The sequence below is a fragment of the Enterobacter sp. RHBSTW-00975 genome, assembly GCF_013615235.1.
In the GTDB taxonomy this organism is placed as follows: Bacteria; Pseudomonadota; Gammaproteobacteria; order Enterobacterales; family Enterobacteriaceae; genus Enterobacter; species Enterobacter ludwigii.
This window is the reverse complement of sequence record NZ_CP055883.1, coordinates 1,572,892-1,589,645: the sequence shown is the minus strand read 5'-3', so window position 1 is coordinate 1,589,645 and position 16,754 is coordinate 1,572,892. Positions and strand designations below refer to the sequence as shown.

At 51.2% G+C, this 16,754-nt stretch carries 11 protein-coding genes and 5 pseudogenes; 10 read left to right on the top strand and 6 right to left on the bottom strand.

The genetic code is table 11. The features are described 5' to 3' along the window. The first annotated feature begins 234 nt into the window (after nucleotides 1-234). Genes ssuE through ssuB form a run of 5 tightly spaced genes read left to right on the top strand, consistent with a single transcriptional unit; the run spans nucleotide 235 to nucleotide 4,475 of the window. Nucleotides 235-810 (top strand): NADPH-dependent FMN reductase, encoded by a 576-nt coding sequence (ssuE, locus tag HV340_RS07575; RefSeq protein WP_032681324.1) that lies wholly within the window; start codon nucleotides 235-237, stop codon nucleotides 808-810. Further along, complete coding sequence (locus HV340_RS07570) at nucleotides 803-1,765, top strand: sulfonate ABC transporter substrate-binding protein (protein WP_020884802.1); 963 nt, start codon at nucleotides 803-805, stop codon at nucleotides 1,763-1,765. Before ssuE ends, HV340_RS07570 begins: the two co-directional genes overlap by 8 nt. Beyond that, a complete protein-coding gene (gene ssuD / locus HV340_RS07565) occupies nucleotides 1,762-2,907 on the top strand; it encodes an FMNH2-dependent alkanesulfonate monooxygenase (RefSeq protein WP_113656735.1) in 1,146 nt (381 codons plus the stop codon). The genes HV340_RS07570 and ssuD overlap by 4 nt, the downstream gene beginning before the upstream one ends. A 9-nt stretch (nucleotides 2,908-2,916) precedes the next feature. After that, nucleotides 2,917-3,708 (top strand): aliphatic sulfonate ABC transporter permease SsuC, encoded by a 792-nt coding sequence (ssuC, locus tag HV340_RS07560; RefSeq protein WP_044866350.1) that lies wholly within the window; start codon nucleotides 2,917-2,919, stop codon nucleotides 3,706-3,708. Further along, nucleotides 3,705-4,475, top strand: a complete 771-nt coding sequence (gene ssuB, locus HV340_RS07555) for an aliphatic sulfonates ABC transporter ATP-binding protein (RefSeq protein ID WP_181216412.1) — start codon at nucleotides 3,705-3,707, stop codon at nucleotides 4,473-4,475. Before ssuC ends, ssuB begins: the two co-directional genes overlap by 4 nt. A 43-nt stretch (nucleotides 4,476-4,518) precedes the next feature. Here ssuB and pepN read toward each other — a convergent pair whose 3' ends face one another. The 5 genes and pseudogenes from pepN to HV340_RS07535 form a co-directional block, all read right to left on the bottom strand. Then, on the bottom strand, nucleotides 4,519-7,131 hold the full coding sequence (pepN, locus tag HV340_RS07550) for an aminopeptidase N (protein WP_181216411.1): 2,613 nt from the start codon (nucleotides 7,129-7,131) through the stop codon (nucleotides 4,519-4,521). 268 nt (nucleotides 7,132-7,399) lie between these two features. Then, nucleotides 7,400-7,788, bottom strand: a pseudogene (locus HV340_RS24330) (S24 family peptidase). Between the two features lie 207 nt (nucleotides 7,789-7,995). Continuing rightward, nucleotides 7,996-8,718, bottom strand: a pseudogene (locus HV340_RS24620) (ORF6N domain-containing protein). 68 nt (nucleotides 8,719-8,786) lie between these two features. Beyond that, nucleotides 8,787-9,352 (bottom strand): annotated as a pseudogene (locus tag HV340_RS07540) (P22AR C-terminal domain-containing protein). 123 nt (nucleotides 9,353-9,475) lie between these two features. Beyond that, nucleotides 9,476-9,642, bottom strand: a pseudogene (locus tag HV340_RS07535) (Arc family DNA binding domain-containing protein). Between the two features lie 125 nt (nucleotides 9,643-9,767). Here HV340_RS07535 and HV340_RS07530 point away from each other — a divergent pair. After that, nucleotides 9,768-10,199, top strand: a complete 432-nt coding sequence (locus HV340_RS07530) for an Arc family DNA-binding protein (RefSeq protein ID WP_181216410.1) — start codon at nucleotides 9,768-9,770, stop codon at nucleotides 10,197-10,199. Nucleotides 10,200-10,441: 242 nt separating this feature from the next. Further along, on the top strand, nucleotides 10,442-11,479 hold the full coding sequence (locus tag HV340_RS07525; RefSeq protein ID WP_181216409.1) for an acyltransferase: 1,038 nt from the start codon (nucleotides 10,442-10,444) through the stop codon (nucleotides 11,477-11,479). 39 nt (nucleotides 11,480-11,518) lie between these two features. On the opposite strand, the gene HV340_RS07520 is transcribed toward HV340_RS07525, so the two are convergent. After that, nucleotides 11,519-12,289: a hypothetical protein gene (locus HV340_RS07520; RefSeq protein ID WP_181216408.1), complete on the bottom strand. Its 771-nt coding sequence runs from the start codon at nucleotides 12,287-12,289 to the stop codon at nucleotides 11,519-11,521. 433 nt (nucleotides 12,290-12,722) lie between these two features. Between HV340_RS07520 and HV340_RS07515 the strand changes: the two are divergent. From HV340_RS07515 to asnS, 3 genes and pseudogenes are all read left to right on the top strand, one after another. Beyond that, nucleotides 12,723-13,706, top strand: a pseudogene (locus HV340_RS07515) (site-specific integrase); the annotation flags it as partial. Between the two features lie 184 nt (nucleotides 13,707-13,890). Further along, a complete protein-coding gene (gene pncB, locus HV340_RS07510) occupies nucleotides 13,891-15,093 on the top strand; it encodes a nicotinate phosphoribosyltransferase (RefSeq protein ID WP_020884806.1) in 1,203 nt (400 codons plus the stop codon). A 169-nt stretch (nucleotides 15,094-15,262) separates the two neighbouring features. Further along, a complete protein-coding gene (gene asnS, locus HV340_RS07505) occupies nucleotides 15,263-16,663 on the top strand; it encodes an asparagine--tRNA ligase (RefSeq protein WP_032677806.1) in 1,401 nt (466 codons plus the stop codon). Nucleotides 16,664-16,754 lie beyond the last annotated feature (91 nt).

Below are 16,754 nucleotides of genomic sequence, written 5' to 3'. Positions count from 1 at the left end.
TCCCGGTGTGCAAACCGGGAGGGGATTATGTGCGATCCGGCCCGGAAAGGGAATTGACCTGTGGCAAAAAAAACACCGTTATACGCAATCGTTTACCTGCCGCTCCGTTCTTATGCGCTTTTTCGCATTTTAATTGCAGATAAATCATTTAGTGGAATAACCGGGCAGTGTCACACTCCTGAAAATTGTTATGAATGTTAGATAAAAGCAAACAATTAGTTATAAGGAGCATGCATGCGCGTCATAACCCTGGCCGGAAGTCCACGATTCCCCTCTCGCTCCAGCGCACTGCTGGAATATGCCCGTGAAAAGCTCAATGCTCTGGATGTGGAAGTATGCCACTGGAATCTGCATAACTTCGACCCCGAGGATCTGCTCTACGCCCGTTTTGACAGTCCGGCGCTGCAAACGCTGACTGAACAGCTTAAAGGGGCTGATGGCTTAATCGTGGCGACGCCTATCTATAAAGCTTCGTTTTCCGGGGCCCTGAAAACCCTGCTCGATCTGCTGCCAGAACGTGCGCTGGACGGCAAAGTGGTCCTGCCACTGGCAACGGGCGGCACGGTGGCCCATTTACTGGCGGTGGATTATGCCCTCAAGCCGGTACTGAATGCGCTAAAAGCGCAGGAGATCCTCCACGGTGTCTTTGCCGACGACTCGCAGGTTATCGATTATCAACACAAACCTCACTTCACGCCGAATCTGCAAACCCGTCTCGACAGCGCCCTGGAAACCTTCTGGCATGCCCTGCACCGCAGAGATATCCACGCCCCGGCGTTTAACCCGTCACAGGGAGTCGCCCATGTTTAAAAGATTAACCCGTCTCGGACTGGCCGGGCTGTTGGCGCTCACGTCGCTGGCCCACGCGGCAGAGACGGCGCCTGAACATTTACGCATCGGCTATCAGAAAGGCAGCGTCAGTATGGTGCTGGCTAAAAGCCATCAGCTTCTGGAAAAACGCTTCCCGAAGACCACATTCTCCTGGATTGAGTTCCCTGCTGGCCCGCAAATGCTGGAAGCTCTGAATGTCGGAAGCATCGACCTCGGCAGCACCGGGGATATTCCGCCAATATTCGCGCAGGCGGCGGGGGCCGATCTGGTTTATGTCGGCGTTGAGCCGGCCAAGCCGAAGGCTGAGGTCATTCTGGTCCCTGAAAATAGCACCATTAAGACGGTCGCCGATCTCAAAGGCCACAAGGTTGCATTCCAGAAAGGCTCTAGCTCGCATAACCTGCTGCTGCGGGCCCTGCAGGAGGCCGGGCTTAAATTCACCGACATTCAACCCGTTTATTTGACGCCGGCTGATGCTCGCGCCGCTTTCCAGCAGGGCAATGTCGACGCATGGGCTATCTGGGATCCCTACTACTCCGCAGCTTTACTGCAGGGTGGCGTGCGGGTATTAAAAGATGGCACCACGCTGAAACAAACCGGCTCGTTCTACCTCGCCGCGCGCCCGTATGCGGAAAAGAATGGCGCTTTTATTCAGGATGTTCTCAACACCTTTACTCAGGCGGATGCGCTAACGCAAAGCCAACGTCAGGAGAGCATTACCCTGCTGGCGAAAACCATGGGCTTACCTGAGCCGGTGATCGCGAGCTATCTCGATCACCGTCCACAGACCACCATTACCCCGGTGGACGCACACGTCGCTGCGCTGCAGCAGCAAACCGCAGATCTCTTCTATCAAAATCGCCTTGTTCCAAAACAGGTGAATATTCGCGAACGCATCTGGCAACCCGCAGGCAAAGAAGGAACCAAATCATGAGTCTGAATCTTTTCTGGTTTTTACCCACCCACGGTGATGGACACTATCTTGGCACAGAAGAGGGTTCACGCCCGGTTGACCACGGCTATCTGCAGCAGATTGCGCAGGCAGCCGACCGAATCGGTTTTACTGGCGTACTGATCCCCACCGGACGCTCGTGCGAGGATGCGTGGCTGGTAGCCGCATCGATGATCCCCGTGACCCAACGCCTGAAGTTCCTCGTGGCACTGCGCCCGAGCGTGGTCTCCCCGACCGTCGCGGCGCGCCAGGCGGCAACGCTCGACAGGCTCTCTAACGGCCGGGCCCTGTTTAACCTGGTCACCGGAAGCGATCCGCAGGAGCTGGCGGGTGACGGCGTGTTCCTCGATCACACCGAACGCTATGAAGCGTCCGCCGAGTTCACCCACGTCTGGCGACGTCTGCTGGAGGGGGAAACCGTCACCTTCGAAGGTAAACATATTCACGTTCGCGACGCCAGGCTCTACTTCCCGCCGGTGCAGCAGCCGCGCCCTCCTCTTTACTTCGGCGGCTCATCAGATGTGGCGCAGGATCTGGCGGCTGAACAGGTTGATCTCTACCTCACCTGGGGTGAGCCGCCCGAGCTGGTCAAAGAGAAAATTGCCCAGGTGCGCGCCAAAGCGGCAGCGCATGGTCGCAAGGTGCGCTTTGGTATTCGCCTGCATGTGATTGTGCGTGAAACCAATGAAGAAGCCTGGCAGGCGGCCGACCGGCTGATCGCGCATCTCGATGATGAGACTATCGCTAAAGCTCAGGCGGCGTTTGCGAAAACCGACTCCGTCGGCCAGCACAGAATGGCGTCATTGCACAACGGTAAGCGCGAGAATCTGGAGATCAGCCCGAACCTGTGGGCGGGCGTCGGCCTGGTGCGCGGCGGTGCGGGTACCGCGCTGGTCGGCGACGGTCCAACTGTGGCTGCGCGGATCAATGAATACGCAGACCTGGGTATCGACAGTTTTATCCTCTCCGGTTATCCGCACCTGGAAGAGGCCTACAAAGTGGGCGAGCTGTTATTCCCGCATCTGGATGTCGCCATCCCGGACGTACCGCAGCCCCGCCAGCTCCAGCTTCAGGGCGAAGCCGTGGCTAACGAGTTTATCCCGCGAAGAGCCGCACAAAGCTAAGGAGTTGCCATGTCTGCCCCCTCACAAAAATGGTTGCTACGTGCCGCCCCATGGTTTTTACCCGTTGGCATTGTGCTTGTCTGGCAACTCGCGTCCTCTGCCGGCTGGCTGTCGAGCCGTATTCTGCCCTCTCCGGAGGGCGTAATAGAGGCATTCTGGTCGCTGAGCGTCAGCGGCGAACTCTGGCAGCATCTGGCCATCAGCTCATGGCGCGCGGTAATTGGTTTTTCGATTGGCGGAAGCATCGGCCTGGTACTGGGTCTGATCAGCGGGCTTTCTCGCTGGGGCGAGCGGCTGCTCGATACCTCCATTCAGATGCTGCGTAATGTGCCGCATCTGGCGCTGATCCCGCTGGTCATTTTATGGTTTGGTATTGATGAGAGCGCCAAAATTTTTCTCGTCGCGCTGGGTACGCTGTTCCCGATTTACATTAATACCTGGCATGGGATCCGCAACATCGATCGCGGACTGGTCGAAATGGCACGCAGTTACGGCCTGTCCGGTTTTGCCCTCTTTATGCATGTGATCCTGCCGGGCGCCCTGCCCTCCATAATGGTCGGCGTGCGCTTTGCGCTCGGCCTGATGTGGCTGACGCTGATTGTGGCAGAGACCATCTCTGCAAACTCAGGGATTGGCTATCTGGCGATGAACGCCCGCGAATTTCTGCAAACGGACGTGGTGGTGGTGGCCATTATCCTCTATGCCCTGCTCGGCAAACTTGCCGACGTCAGCGCCCAGTGGCTGGAACGCAGCTGGCTGCGCTGGAATCCAGCCTATATTTCACAGGAGGCTAAAGCATGAATACTGCCCGACTGACTCAGGGTACACCGCTGCTCCTTAACGGTGTCACGAAGCGCTATGGCGAAAACACGATTCTCAACACGCTGGATCTGCATATTCCTGCCGGACAATTTGTCGCCATTGTGGGCCGCAGTGGTGGCGGCAAGAGTACGCTGTTACGCCTTTTAGCCGGGCTGGAATGCCCCAACGGCGGCGAAATTCTGGCAGGCGCGACACCGCTGGCCACTATTCAGGATGATACCCGCATGATGTTTCAGGACGCGCGCCTGCTGCCCTGGAAAACGGTGATTGATAATGTCGGACTGGGCCTCAACGGCAACTGGCGGGATGAAGCCCGCCAGGCGTTGGCCGCCGTAGGGCTGGAAAACCGTGCGGATGAATGGCCTGCTGCGCTCTCCGGCGGGCAGAAGCAGCGCGTGGCGCTGGCGCGGGCGCTGATACATCGTCCGGGCTTGCTGCTGCTGGATGAGCCACTCGGCGCGCTCGACGCCCTGACGCGAATCGAAATGCAGGACCTGATTGCCTCACTCTGGCAAAAGCATGGCTTTACGGTACTTCTGGTGACGCACGATGTGAGCGAAGCCGTCGCGATGGCAGACCGCGTGCTGCTAATAGAAGAAGGGAAAATCGGTCTTGATGTCACGGTCGATATTGCGCGTCCGCGCCGCTTAGGGTCGGCAAGACTGGCAGAGCTGGAGGCGGAAGTGCTGAATCGGGTGATGAAGCGCGGGGTCAGCGAGCGAGCGTTAATGACGGCTCACGGCTGACATCCTCCCTCTCCCACCGGGAGAGGGAGGATGGGTCTTTCGATCAGGCCAGTGCCTTAGCGATCTTCTCGTACAGATCGCCAGACAGGTTTTCCAGCCCTTTCAGCTGCTCAAGCGCAGCACGCATTTTCGCCTGGCGCTGTGCATCATAGCGTTTCAGACGGATCAGCGGCTCAATCAGGCGTGACGCCACCTGTGGGTTACGGCTGTTCAGCTCGGTCAACATTTCCACCATAAACTGATAACCGCTGCCATCTTCCGCATGGAACGCCGCCGGGTTGCTGCTGGCAAACGCGCCAATCAGGGAACGCACGCGGTTTGGGTTGCTCATGGTGAAGGAGCGATGCTTCAGCAGAGTGCGTACATTGCTGAGGGCATCGGCCGCCGGGCTGGTGGCCTGCAGGATGAACCACTTGTCCATCACCAGACCATCCTGATGCCACTTGTCATCGTACTCCTGCATCAGCGCATCACGGCATGGCAGTTCGGCGGCAACACTCGCAGCCAGGGCTGCCAGCGCGTCGGTCATGTTGTCTGCTTCGTGATATTGCTTGCTCACCAGCGTGTTTGCAAGCTCGCGCTCACCAAAGGCCAGATAACGCAGGCAGGTGTTACGCAGGGAACGTTTACCGATGTCAGCATGTTCCACACGATAAGCGTCAAGCTTATTGGCGTTGTAGATTGCAAGGAATTCGTCTGCAAGCTCGTTCGCCAGCGTACGGGTCAGCGCTTCACGCACCGCCACAATGGCAATCGGATCGATGATGTCGAACAGTTCGGCGATTTCGCCTGCGGATGGCAACGTCAGAATTTCAGCCGCCAGCGCCGGGTCAATCTTCTCATCCAGCAGGACTGCGCGGAATGCGTCCGCAACGTGAACCGGCAGCGACAGCGGCTGGCCCTGCTGATGACGATTAACGTTCAGCTTGATGTAGGTCGCCAGCAGGCTTTGCGCCGCATCCCAGCGTGAGAAGTCATTGCGCGCATGGCGCATCAGGAACGTCAGTTGCTGGTCGCTCCACTTATATTCCAGTTTCACGGGCGCAGAGAATTCACACAGCAGCGCGGGAACCGGCTGGAAATAGACGTTATCAAAGATAAAGGTCTGTTCCGCCTGGGTCACGTTCAGAACGTGGTGGACCGGATGGCCGCCCTTCTGCAGCGGGATCACGTTACCCTCGTTGTCATACAGTTCAATACTGAACGGAATGTGCAGCGGGTGTTTCTCTTCCTGCTCTGCCGTTGGCGGCGTGCGCTGACTGATGGTCAGGGTGTACTGCTCGGTTTCCGGGTTGTAGTCGTCTTTGACGGTGACAATCGGCGTCCCGGCCTGGCTGTACCAGCGGCGGAAATGGGAAAGATCGACATTAGACGCATCCTCCATCGCCTGCACAAAATCGTCGCAGGTGGCTGCGCTGCCGTCATGACGCTCGAAGTAGAGCTGCATCCCTTTCTGGAAGTTCTCTTCACCCAGCAGGGTATGGATCATGCGGATAATTTCCGCCCCTTTTTCGTACACCGTCAGGGTGTAGAAGTTATTCATCTCGATGACTTTATCGGGACGGATAGGGTGTGCCATTGGGCTGGCATCTTCCGCAAACTGCAGGCCACGCATGGTGCGCACGTTGTTAATGCGGTTCACCGCACGGGAACCCAGATCGGAACTGAACTCCTGGTCACGGAAGACGGTCAGGCCCTCTTTCAGGCTCAGCTGGAACCAGTCACGGCAGGTGACGCGGTTTCCGGTCCAGTTATGGAAATACTCGTGTCCGATGACGCGTTCAATATCCAGGTAATCTTTATCGGTCGCGGTATCGGTACGTGCCAGCACGTATTTGGAGTTAAAGACGTTAAGACCTTTATTCTCCATCGCGCCCATGTTGAAGAAGTCGACAGCAACGATCATATAGATGTCGAGGTCATACTCGAGGCCAAAGCGCTCTTCATCCCACTTCATGGAGTTGATAAGCGAGGTCATCGCCCATGGCGCGCGGTCCAGGTTGCCGCGGTCGACGAACAACTCCAGCGCGACGTCGCGGCCTGAACGGGTTTTGAACGTATCACGCAGCACGTCGAAATCACCCGCCACCAGCGCAAACAGGTAACACGGTTTCGGGAATGGATCTTGCCACTGTACCCAGTGGCGACCGTTTTCCAGCTCGCCTTCACCTACGCGGTTGCCGTTGGAAAGCAGGAACGGATAGAGGGTTTTATCGGCGATGATTTTCGTTGTAAAGCGTGCCAGCACGTCCGGGCGGTCAAGATACCAGGTAATGTGGCGGAAACCTTCGGCCTCACACTGGGTGCACAGGGCCACGCCAGACTGGTAAAGCCCTTCCAGCGCCGTGTTGGCAGCCGGGCTGATTTCATTCACGATGCGCAGCGTAAAGCGTTCCGGCAGGTTGTCGATAACCAGCTGGTTGCCTTCTATTTTATAGTCAGACCATGCTTGATCATTGATCTGCACGGAGACCAGCGTCAGGTCTTCACCATCCAGACGCAGCGGCACAGCCGTCGCGCTCTGGCGCGTGAGCTGGCTTACCGCCGTGACAACGGTTTTAGTGGCATCCAGGTCAAAAGTCAGATCGATATCGCTAATCAGGTAATCCGGCGCACGGTAGTCGTGGCGGTATTTGGCTTGTGGCTGTTGTGTCATAGAAAACCTTATGCATCGTTTGTCGAATAACGAATCCAGTCTATTCCTGTTGTGTAAAACGCGCTATGCAGAATGTTCATCTTTTCAGGTACAAACACCTTTTTCGCTACATTTGTATAATATGAACCCATAAATTTTAATATCGACAAAGACCGTCCAAGAGCGCACTACATAACAGATGATTAGGCCAGTCGAAAACATCAGTCGTCTAAGTTCACCTTAGAGCGAGTGCTGTTTTATGTCCCATCCATGTCCCATCCATGCCCCATTACATCACTGGGCAGTCGTCGAACTCCCCAGAGCGAGCATCATTGATGATGTAGGTGATCACCCCAAACACTGGTCGTGAAGAGTCACTGGTTTCATCCTTAGATGGCAGCGACTCTCTCCTTCCATTTTCAGCGTTCTCCAGATAAGGCTGAGGATACGTCCTGTAACGCCTGATTTTAAATTCCCATCAATTGCACACACAAGAAGTGATCCGTCTTTCAGCGTCAATGATGAGTCCACGATAAGCATCGCACCTTTCAGTATCCCAGCACGAAGGTATGTAGTGCCGGCTACCATCATGTACGTGGCAGAAGGATGAGCGATAAAACGCTGGTCAAGTGATATACGCTCTTCTACGTAGTCTGCTGCTGGCGATGGAAACCCCATGATGCACCTCCGATAGTTACTGTATATACATACATCATTATCTATCATCTCTTTCGATCAAGTAGGCTTTCCCCCGAGTTAAGGTAAGTAACAGAGGAGGCTTGAAATTTAGTTGTGAAAAACCCGCCGAAGCGGGTTTAAATTTGGCTGTGGTTAGAATAGTTTTCGAAGATCTACACCGTACACTGCAAGCCAGGCCGCGCGAGGCTAGGACTTTACGCTACCGAAGCGAGGATCTTCAACATCATGCGGGGTGGCGTCATTCTCCCGGCACCATTTGCGAAGTGGCTGCCATTTGAATTTCTGCCCCAGCTTCTTTTCTACCGGAATAATGGCGGCATAGTTCTTACCTTCTCCGACACGCTCTGCCAGTTTGTTTTTGGCTCTCACCGCTGCTGATGAAGTAGCCATAGCGGTAACTTCTCGTTTTTCAGAGATCCAAAGCTTCTCTTTTACTGCTCGGTCACGCTGCTCTGTTATGATGCGGTTTTTCTTTACCTTTGACAGCAGATCTTCCAGTGCTGCTTCATAGGTAAGTGGAATGCCAGCAGAGGCGACTGGACGAAAATACGAGTCCTCCAGACGTTTGAAGAAAGACTAGGCCTCGTCAGTGTCGACAATTTTGGAGATACGGGCCGCTCCCTTCTCTGTCCACAGCGTTAGGGATCTAGCATTTTTACCAACAGAGTGTCCGTCAGTTACTCTGTTCTTGAACTCACGCAATTCAGAACCTGACTGAAGATAGTAATGCTGACCATCTTCGAACCGGTCAAGGTTTCGCGAAAGGTTATTCCTGATATTAGCTTCATCAGTGCCATAACCAGATGCCAAAGTCTCTGTGGTTACTACACGGACTCCAGTCCATTCAATCACTGGCAGCGGCTGGGGATCGACATTTCGCTCTTGAAGTGCTAAATTTAATGAAGTCATTAGTTGGATCCTTCTGACATGTTTCAATGGAAGCTGGCAGCTCGTAACTGTCGGCTTTTCTGTTTGCATCACTGCAACATTTCCTGACGCAGGTGTGGTAATACCCTGCTCCAGTTATCATCCCTCCATGGCTGAAATTCTATATGTGCTGTTTCGCGCTTGAGGATTTCACGAGCTTTATTAAGTGTCCTTGGGTATTCCTGAGCGATTGAGTAAAAACGCCCAGCTTCGCGGTGCTCAGCTACTCGCAATAGTGGGTATATCTTACGACACGCCTCATTCATGACAGCCCCGGCACGCCATAACCAAGCCAAATCACATAGCTCCTGATCGGTAAGTTGCTTAGCGATCGGTGAGTACTGAACCTCACGATCCAGAATATCCAGTACCCAGCGGCGGAATTCTTGAGCCTTTGGCGTTCGGGCAAACATCGTGATGAGGTGGGCTCCACGGAGTGAAAAAATGCGAGAATCCTGCATTCCACGAGGGTGGTCAACTTGACCACCCCTGTCATTTTATCTGTAAACTCATCAGCATGACGGGTGTAGATACGCTGCACTGCCTTGTCGTCAGCGTAAGAAAGAGCTTGCCCCACCTCAGATGCTGTTAGCCAAATTTGCCCCGCCATCTCCATGTAGGAGAAGTTGGTATTGTGGAAAGTTAATTCGTTGTTCTGTACACTAATCATGTCGATCATCCTCGGTGGTTTGTTCGATAAGAGGCCCTGACTATCGCAAGTAGTTAGGGCTTCGTCGTTTTAAGCCTGCGCACTTTTATCACCAATAAGTCCGTACACCTTCCCCAGTTGATAAATCAGCTCTGTATTGAACCAGCGGCATTCTTCCTCTCCATTTTTTCAATGGCGCGTTTTACGTCCTCTGGGAATCTCCCCTTGCGCTGATACATGTCTTTTGCCTTTTCCACTTACCCTCCTTAAAATCGCCCCACCGTGAGGCACGCAATAAGTGTCACACCGTGCGTCATTGCTGTCAACCCCACCGTGGGGCATAATTTACATATTGTGAATTTTTGCAGGTGAAAAACAGAACATGAGCAGAGAAGATCCGCAGTTACGAATCAGACTTCCTATTGGACTGAAAGAGAAAATTGAAGTCTCTGCCAAAGAAAACAACCGGTCAATGAATGCCGAAATTGTGCAAAGACTGGAGAGGACATACCTTACTGAACTTGCAGATGATGAGGTTCTATCAGCTCAGGATGTAATCAAAATTGTCGCAAGTGCAAAAGATGAATTATCTGACATTATATTTAAGCGCACATTCTCAGAAATCAATAAGAAGGCCAGGATGGGACACAAGGGATTTCATATACCCCTTGGTGATCTCGAGCTCGAAGAATTGAGCAAAGACGATTTTTATTACGTTCTTAAGCGTACCTTTGATCGACTGACCGAGTTAGGATTCACTGTTCCTGAAAAATCCTTAGACAATGTTGGTTTTCTGATAGAGATATCAGATTAAGTGTCTTTCTTAAAGGCTTGCTGATTGTCAAAGGGCATCTTCTGAAGTGATTAAAGCGCCTGTAGGTGCTGTAAGATAGGGTCAAGGATATAGAAATTACACGTCAGGTAATTTGAATAGATATGATGATGTGGCTGTAGCACAAAATGAAAAAACATTCTAGGCGGCCCTTTACTTTAGGTGGCATCTATCAAGTGAAAGATGTTATTATTTAAAAATCATAAACATTAACGGTATACATTGTGGGAAAGATATATTCTATTCAGTACTTGCGAGGGATTGCATGCTTGCTGGTTGTATTGCTTCATATAAAATCTCTCATGCCGGTAGAGTATCGATCCTTGTTCTCTAATGGCGGGATTGGTGTTGATATATTCTTCATAATTAGTGGGTTTATTATTTATTACGCCACCAGCAATCCTGGCGAGGCTAAAGGGAATGTATATTTTACAAAGCGAATACTTAGAATTTATCCGCTATTTTTTGTTGTTTGGCTGATTACATCAATTCTGAATTATGGAGCCGAGCCTTTTTCAGAGGTTATAAGGGCATTGTTTTTTATACATAACGATTACAAAGTTGGCGCTCCAGGGTTTGGCTTTAACATGATTGGGCCAGCATGGACATTGACTTTTGAGGTTATCTTTTATCTTCTTTTCATGGTTTCATGTTTAATAAGTCATAAATATAGAGGCTTATTATGCATCATCATGCTTATTGCCATACCTGCTGGCCTTCAACTTTATTTCAATGGATCTTTTTCTCTTAGCAGTTATGCTACAGCTAATCCTCCCTCTGACAACCCTGCATTCGGATTAATACGTGTTCTTGGATGTCCAATTTATTTTGAGTTCGCTATTGGAATTCTCTTATCAATGCTGATGAAAAAGGTTCATGTGCGTGTTAATTCCTCATCCTTAATGATTGTATCTTTCTCAGGGTTTGTTATTTCCATAATCCTGATTATGTCTTTTAGCATAAGTGAAACTCAAAAATTCATTCTCGCACTATCCTCTTTCATATTTGTTCTTCTCATAGATTTTAGTCATGCAAAAGAAATAAGAATTCTTTCTTTCCTTGGAGACATCTCATACGCAATGTATCTTTGTCATTGGATGATTATAAAAACCTATATTACCTTCTACCCGAAGGAATGGAATCCTGATAACTCAATAGTAAAAGTAACTACTGTTATTATATTGACTGTAGCATTATCTTATATATTACATCGACTCATCGAGAAGCCCGGAATAAAACTAGCGAGAAAGATTTTAAACTAAAAAAAGCCCCTTGCGGGGCTTTTCTTTCTATAAAAGAACTCACCACGCCCCAGCTATTTTTTTAACCGTAATCACTCTATTTCCGTGAGATGAACCAGTGAAAATCTTATCACTTGTTCCTACCGCTAGTCCTATTTCGCCGGATTTTAATGTAATTTGACCTGCGGTATCGTTTGTTATCACAATATGGAAATACATTCCGTCTCTGGATGGCTGAGCGATACCGTTGATATCGGTATTGTCGGATACTGAAGCAATTGTGTACGTAAGTCCATGCTGAGGTGTCCATGTGTTAGCTACATTTGGCCACCCATTGCCTATGGTGCTTATTGATACTGCGTTTGTAGAAGGTGGATCCTCGTAACCACCCTCAATAAAGTAAACCCGGTTCCTTTTATCATACGATACCTTAATTAGTTTATTATTGTTTACACCAAAACCTACATAATGAATGCCACCAATATGATTGGCACTACTAATGACAATACCTGCGGCCGGGGAGTCAGAAGTCACTGCTAGATAAAAATGACTTTCCGTCCCAACTTCATCAACAAAGAATCGCCTTGTTGCGCTGCCAAACACCCGGTATACCGTTCCGTTTTCAGGAACCAAATTTGATATTCCTGTGGTAGTGAACTGTCCATGGTTACTTGTAAGAGGATATTGCGGGGTCATCTGCCCTAATATTGTTGCTGCTCTTGTAAATGAACCTGCTGCCTGCCGCCCTTCCGGAAGCATAGACAGGTTAAGTATAGTTCCGTGCCTAATACCCTCAGTGCTACGAACAGGAGCTGCTGCGCTCCATGTCACAAAGTCCTTAGTTGTTACGTAATAATACTCACCAAGAATGTTGAATGCATCAGCATATCAGTACCATTGCTGCAATCGCTTGGAGTTGGTTAAGCATGGACCCTCTACGTCAATACCACCATAGTCAAGGTCTGAAATTTGTACATATCCACCAACCACAGTATTAGAACGCCATATCTCGATATGCTTATTATATTCGTTCTTTATAGCAATAATGTATCAACCCTGTAGATCCTGATGGAGTTGTGGGTCAAGACGTTGAACGCTGATATCCTGAAGGCGCAACTGGGGTGGATCGAATGTTAAATTATCTAAATTATTGCATTTGCAGCCTATTGCTGCAGCCCATATAACCGATACTCCATAAATATCAGGCGCATTTGGTTTTATCCCTACATTGACAACTAACCAAACATCTCCATTAGTATCTACCAAAAACATGCTGCCGCGCATCGGAGAAAACAACCTCGTTTCGTCTGTCACGACAGAGGATTTGCTGTGTGTCAGAAAAGAGTTATTGACCGGTTTTCATGTGATGAAGAAGGATCACCGTCAACAGGTGAAAGGAAGAAAGTCATCCACGGTCAACAATTACATGATGCCCATGGCTGAGATTTTCCAGTTCGGTGCTGATAATGGCTACACAAAAGAAAACCCGTTTAGCGGAATTAACCGTCTCAAGAGGGCAAAGGGAGAACCAGACCCGCTGTCTACAGATGAGTTTATCCGGTTTATGCGGGCGTGTGGTCACCAGCAGATGCAAAATCTCTGGTCGCTGGCAGTCTATACCGGCATGAGGCACGGGGAATTGTGCGGGCTGGCATGGGAGGATATAGATCTGCACGCGGGAACCATTACAGTGAAACGTAACCTGACTCAAACGGATGAGTTCACCCTGCCAAAAACAGACGCTGGAACTGACAGGGTTATCTATCTTATTCAGCCAGCTATCGACGCACTGAAGATCCAGGCGCATCTTACTCAACTTGGCCGGCAGTACGAAATAGAGGTGAAGTTGCGTGAGTATGGCCAGGCAGTTATGCATCCATGCACATTCGTTTTCAGCCCACAATGCATCAAACGGGGTCCGCGAAGAGGTTACCACTACGCGGTCAATTCAATTAACAAAATCTGGGCGCCAATTATAAAACGCGCTGGCATACGCTACCGAAACGCTTACCAGTAAAGACATACTTACGCTTGCTGGTCATTGTCCGCCGGGGCGAACCCAAACTTCATAGCTACGCAGATGGGTCACACAGATGCACAGATGCACAGATGCACAGATGCACAGATGGTTTATAAGGTTTACGGAAAGTGGATGTCGGAGAAAAGTGCAGAGCAGGTTTCTATTTTGAACCAGGCTTTATCACATTTTGCCCCACCCATGCCCCAGACCATTACACAGGTTCGCTAAAAACAATAAATATCAGATGATTAGCAGTGTTATTGCTACATTTGTATAACACGGGGCACAAAATGCCCTCGACCATAAAGAGCGCTTATGTTGTGATCGGGGTTCAATAAATCACTAAACAAGGTATACTCCGGAGTTGTTTATTGTACTAAACGCTCCTGTGAGAGGATGCTACTGCGCACCTATGACTCAATTCGCTTCTCCTGTTCTGCATACATTGCTGGATACCGACGCGTATAAACTGCATATGCAGCAAGCCGTTTTCCACCATTACTATGACGTCCATGTCGCGGCGGAATTCCGCTGCCGTGGTGACGACTTGCTCGGTATCTACGCAGACTCCATTCGTGAACAGGTCGATGCTATGCAGCATCTGACGCTGCAGGACGACGAATATCAGTGGCTCTCTGGCCTGCCCTTCTTTAAAGCTGACTACCTGAACTGGCTGCGCGACTTCCGCTATAAGCCGGAGCAGGTGACCGTGGTCAATGATAACGGCAAGCTGGATATTCGTCTTGAAGGCCCGTGGCGTGAAGTGATCATGTGGGAAGTTCCGCTTCTCGCGGTGATCAGTGAACTGGCCCACCGCTACCGTTCGCCGGAAACCGGCGTTGAGCAGGCAGTCGCGTCGCTGGAAAATAAACTGGCCGCATTCTCAACGCTGACCGAAGGGCTGGATATGTCCCGCTTCCGCCTGATGGATTTTGGCACGCGTCGCCGTTTCTCTCGCGAAGTGCAGCAGGCTATTGTGAAGCGTCTGCAGCAGGAGCCGTGGTTCGTGGGCACCAGCAACTACGATCTGGCACGTCGTCTGGATCTGACCCCAATGGGTACCCAGGCGCATGAGTGGTTCCAGGCGCATCAGCAGATAAGCCCGGACCTGGCAAACAGCCAGCGTGCCGCACTGGCCGCGTGGCTGGAAGAATATCCCAATCAACTGGGCATCGCGCTTACCGACTGTATTACGATGGACGCGTTCCTGCGTGATTTTGGCCCTGAATTTGCCGAACGTTATCAGGGATTACGCCATGATTCCGGGGATCCGGTTGAATGGGGTGAAAAGGCCATTGCCCATTACGAAAAACTGGGCATTGACCCAATGACCAAGGTGCTGGTCTTCTCTGATAACCTCGATCTGGCAAAAGCGGTCGATCTCTATCGTCATTTCACCTCCAGAATTAACCTGAGCTTTGGGATTGGTACCCGTCTGACCTGCGACATCCCTCAGGTAAAACCTCTGAACATCGTGATAAAACTGGTGGAATGTAACGGTAAGCCGGTAGCGAAGCTCTCCGATAGCCCCGGTAAAACCATCTGCCATGACAAAGCCTTTGTGCGCGCATTACGCAAAGCATTCGATCTGCCGCAGATCAAAAAAGCCAGTTAACTGCTTTCGGGAGCCTTTCAGGCTCCCCTCTCCTCAATTTATTTCTTAATTCTTCTCTTTTGACTGCGAAATCTGCTTGTCTGATGGCGGATGCCAGGTAACATAGATATCCCCCCTAGTAAGGGTGGACAAGGGTTTATTTTTTCCGACTATTAACAGAGAGAATATTATGAGCGTTGTGCCTGTAGCCGACGTACTCCAGGGCCGTGTCGCCGTTGACCAAGAAGTCACCGTGCGCGGATGGGTGCGTACTCGCCGAGATTCTAAAGCTGGCATCTCCTTCCTTGCCGTCTATGACGGTTCCTGCTTTGATCCTGTACAGGCCGTCATTAATAATTCTCTGCCCAATTACAATGATGACGTTCTGCGCCTGACAACGGGTTGTTCCGTTATCGTAACCGGTGTTGTTGTGGCATCACCTGGTCAGGGTCAGAGTTTCGAAATTCAGGCCTCAGCCATTGAAGTCACTGGCTGGGTTGAAGATCCCGACACCTACCCAATGGCGGCAAAACGTCACAGCATCGAATACCTGCGTGAAGTGGCGCACCTGCGTCCACGCACCAACCTGATTGGTGCGGTTGCCCGTGTGCGTCATACGCTGGCGCAGGCGCTGCATCGTTTCTTCGACGAGCAGGGTTATTTCTGGGTGTCTACCCCACTGATCACCGCGTCCGATACGGAAGGCGCGGGTGAAATGTTCCGCGTCTCTACGCTGGACATGGAAAACCTGCCGCGTACGCCAGAAGGTAAAGTGGACTATGACAAAGACTTCTTCGGTAAAGAGGCCTTCCTGACGGTTTCTGGTCAGCTCAACGGTGAAACTTATGCCTGCGCGCTGTCCAAAATCTACACCTTTGGTCCAACCTTCCGTGCAGAAAACTCCAACACCAGCCGTCACCTGGCGGAATTCTGGATGCTGGAGCCTGAAGTGGCGTTTGCAGATCTGGATGATGTCGCGGGTCTGGCAGAAGCGATGCTGAAATATGTCTTCAAAGCGGTGCTGGAAGAGCGTCCTGATGACATGAAATTCTTCGCAGAGCGTGTCGACAGCGATGCAGTCGCACGTCTGGAGCGTTTCGTCTCAGCAGATTTCGCGCAGGTGGACTACACCGACGCGGTGGCCATCCTCGAGAAATGCGGTGAGAAGTTTGAGAACCCGGTTTACTGGGGCGTTGACCTGGCGTCTGAGCACGAGCGTTACCTGGCCGAGAAGCACTTCAAAGCACCGGTTGTGGTGAAAAACTACCCGAAAGACATTAAGGCCTTCTATATGCGCCTTAACGAAGACGGTAAAACCGTTGCGGCGATGGACGTCCTGGCACCGGGCATTGGTGAAATCATCGGTGGTTCTCAGCGTGAAGAGCGTCTTGACGTACTGGACGCACGCATGGAAGAGATGGGCCTTAATCCTGCGGATTACAGCTGGTATCGCGATTTACGCCGTTACGGTACCGTCCCGCATGCCGGTTTTGGTCTGGGCTTTGAGCGTCTCATCGCCTATGTCACCGGTGTTCAGAACGTCCGTGACGTTATTCCATTCCCACGCACACCGCGTAACGCCAGCTTCTAATCGACTGAATAACAAATGGCCAGCAATTGCTGGCCATTATTTTATTCTGCATTGTCAGTTTTCGTCAGCGCAAAGTCAGCATTTTTAAACC

What these genes read in the sequence shown, in the direction of transcription:
- ssuE (WP_032681324.1), top strand. Translation starts at nt 235, where the DNA reads ATGCGCGTCATAACCCTGGCCGGAAGTCCACGATTCCCCTCTCGCTCC.
- asnS (WP_032677806.1), top strand. Translation starts at nt 15,263, where the DNA reads ATGAGCGTTGTGCCTGTAGCCGACGTACTCCAGGGCCGTGTCGCCGTT.
- pncB (WP_020884806.1), top strand. Translation starts at nt 13,891, where the DNA reads ATGACTCAATTCGCTTCTCCTGTTCTGCATACATTGCTGGATACCGAC.
- ssuD (WP_113656735.1), top strand. Translation starts at nt 1,762, where the DNA reads ATGAGTCTGAATCTTTTCTGGTTTTTACCCACCCACGGTGATGGACAC.
- ssuC (WP_044866350.1), top strand. Translation starts at nt 2,917, where the DNA reads ATGTCTGCCCCCTCACAAAAATGGTTGCTACGTGCCGCCCCATGGTTT.
- HV340_RS07530 (WP_181216410.1), top strand. Translation starts at nt 9,768, where the DNA reads ATGAGCAGAGAAGATCCGCAGTTACGAATCAGACTTCCTATTGGACTG.
- ssuB (WP_181216412.1), top strand. Translation starts at nt 3,705, where the DNA reads ATGAATACTGCCCGACTGACTCAGGGTACACCGCTGCTCCTTAACGGT.
- HV340_RS07570 (WP_020884802.1), top strand. Translation starts at nt 803, where the DNA reads ATGTTTAAAAGATTAACCCGTCTCGGACTGGCCGGGCTGTTGGCGCTC.
- pepN (WP_181216411.1), bottom strand. Translation starts at nt 7,131, where the DNA reads ATGACACAACAGCCACAAGCCAAATACCGCCACGACTACCGTGCGCCG.